Source organism: Salidesulfovibrio brasiliensis JCM 12178 (assembly GCF_001311825.1).
Classification (GTDB): domain Bacteria; phylum Desulfobacterota; class Desulfovibrionia; order Desulfovibrionales; family Desulfovibrionaceae; genus Pseudodesulfovibrio; species Pseudodesulfovibrio brasiliensis.
In genome coordinates this window covers 1-2492 of record NZ_BBCB01000151.1, presented here as the reverse complement: position 1 = coordinate 2492, position 2492 = coordinate 1, and the positions used below count along the sequence as shown (strand labels likewise).

The 2492-nt window shown below is 62.3% G+C and carries 1 protein-coding gene and 1 pseudogene; both read left to right on the top strand.

Annotated elements, in window-relative coordinates; translation table 11 throughout:
* Positions 1–327: 327 nt before the first annotated feature.
* Positions 328–1913, top strand: a pseudogene (locus JCM12178_RS17200) (cobyric acid synthase).
* Positions 1914–1994: 81 nt separating this feature from the next.
* Complete coding sequence (locus JCM12178_RS17195; RefSeq protein WP_054653196.1) at positions 1995–2417, top strand: FlxA-like family protein; 423 nt, start codon at positions 1995–1997, stop codon at positions 2415–2417.
* The last annotated feature ends 75 nt before the right edge of the window (positions 2418–2492 follow it).

Genomic DNA, 2492 nt, shown 5'->3' with positions numbered 1-2492 from the left:
TCCGTGAACACGCTGGCCCAGCGCGTGGGCGCCCGCTGCCTGCGCGATACGGTCTATGCCGCCCGCACCCGCGACCACACGAAGATGCTTCGGGAAAACCTCATCGCCGGACTGCGCGAGGTTCCGGGACTGGTCATCCAGCCGTCCGAGGCCAACTTCCTGCTCTGCAAGCTGGAACGCATCGGCGGCGACGCCAAGCCCCTGCAGGAAAAACTCATCAAGGACCGGGTGGCCATCCGGCTGTGCGGCAACTACCACGGCCTCGATGACCGCTGGTTTCGTGTGGCCGTGCGCACCGAAGAAGAAAACGACCGGCTGGTGCGGGCCATGAAACGGGCCTGCGGCGTGGAGCGTCCCCCGCTTGTCAAGCGTGAACGCCGCACCCCGGCCATCATGCTGCAGGGCACCGGCTCCGACGCGGGCAAGAGCGTGCTGGCCGCCGCCCTCTGCCGCATCTTCCTTCAGGATGGCTACCGCGTATCCCCCTTCAAGGCTCAGAACATGTCGCTCAACTCGTTCGTCACCGACGACGGCTGCGAAATGGGCCGGGCGCAGGTCACGCAGGCCGCGGCCTCGCGTCTCAAGCCGGACGTGCGTATGAACCCGGTGCTCCTCAAACCCGGCTCGGACACGGGCTCGCAGGTCATCGTCATGGGCCGCCCCGTAGGCAACATGAGTGTACGCGAATACGTGCAGTACAAGCCGCGCGCATGGGAAGCGGTCAAGGCGGCCTACGACTCGCTGGCCAACGAATCCGACATCATGGTGCTCGAAGGCGCGGGCAGCCCGGCCGAGATCAACCTCAAACACCATGACATCGTCAACATGAACATGGCCCGGTACGCCGGGGCCAACGTGCTGCTTGCGGGCGACATAGACCGCGGCGGCGTGTTCGCCTCGCTGGTGGGAACCATGAACCTGCTCGACCCGTGGGAGCGAGACCTCGTCTCCGGCTTCGTCATCAACCGTTTCCGCGGCGACCCCACGCTTCTGGACCCGGCCTTCGGTTTCGTCTTCGAAAACACCGGCAAGCCGGTGGTGGGCACGGTCCCCTACATCCAGAACCTCGGCCTGCCCGAGGAAGACTCCGTGGCCTTCAAGAACGGTTTCAGGCCCGACAACGAGAACCGCTTCCCGGACGACCAGTGCGTGGACATCGCAGTGATAGACCTGCCCCGCATCTCGAATTTCAACGACATCGACCCGCTCTACGCCGAACCGGACGTGCGCGTTCGCGTCGTCTCCAGCGCGCTGGAGCTTGGCGAACCAGACGCGGTCATCATCCCCGGCAGCAAATCCACCGTGCCGGACATGAAAACGCTCAAGGGCGCAGGCATGGCCGCAGCCATCCGTTCACTCGCCAACAACGGCAGAACGCGCATCGTCGGCATTTGCGGCGGCTTCCAGATGCTCGGCAAACACATCGACGACCCTACGGGCTCGAATCCGACACCATCCGGCAGGAAGGCTTCAGCCTGCTCCCGGTGCGCACCGAACTGGCGCAGGAGAAAACCCTCAAGCGCACCTACGGCCAGCACTGCCGAAGCGGCATGCGCGTCCACGGCTACGAAATCCATCACGGCGAGACCACCCCGCTCTCAAAAGAGCTTCGAGTGACGCTTCGCAACAGCGAAGGCCACGCCCTCGGTTTCGGCACGCCCGAGGGCAACGTATGGGGGACCTACCTCCACGGCCTCTTCGACTCCGACGAGTTCCGCCGCTGGTTCATCGACCAGCTCCGCATCAACAAGGGCCTCGCCCCGCTGGAATACCCGCAGACCACCTACGACCTCGAAGCCTCACTGGACCACCTCGCCAGCGTGGTCCGCGAATCCCTCGACATGAGCAAGATTTACGACGCCCTCGGATTCAAGGCTTCCTGCCGTCAAGCCAGCCTCTTATTCAAAATCTGACGGACAAATATTCCTCGCCCTATATCTAAAGGTTTCCATTTTCCCTCCGATAGAGAGGCATAGACTAAAACGGAGTATGCCATGAAGATAGAAAGCGGACTCACTTCACTCTCGCAACTCGGCGGCAACGGTAAGGGTTTCGAACTCTCCGGCAAAGAAGACAACGAATCCGGCGGCCTCGCCATCAATAAGGGCGACACCCTCTCCATATCCCCCGAAGCCAAAGCACTCGCAGCCGAAAAAGCCGGCGAATCCGGCTCTGGCGGCAGCACGCCCGAGGAGCAACTCATCGAGCGGCTCAAGGACCGCATTGAACAGCTGAAGCGTGAGATCGATGAGATCAAGCAAAGCAACCTCCCCGAAGAACAGAAACAGAAAGAAATACAAGCAAAAGAATCCGAGATCGCCCAGCTCAACGCCCAGATCAGCGAACTCCAGGGCGGCGGCAAAGGACCGGTGGCGGGCGGAACCCCGGCCAAGGGCTTCGGCAACAGCCTTACCTGATCCCGACCACAGACATGCACTGCAGCGGCGTCTCCCGAAAGGAAGACGCCGCTTTTTTTGTTTCGCTCAAAGAAT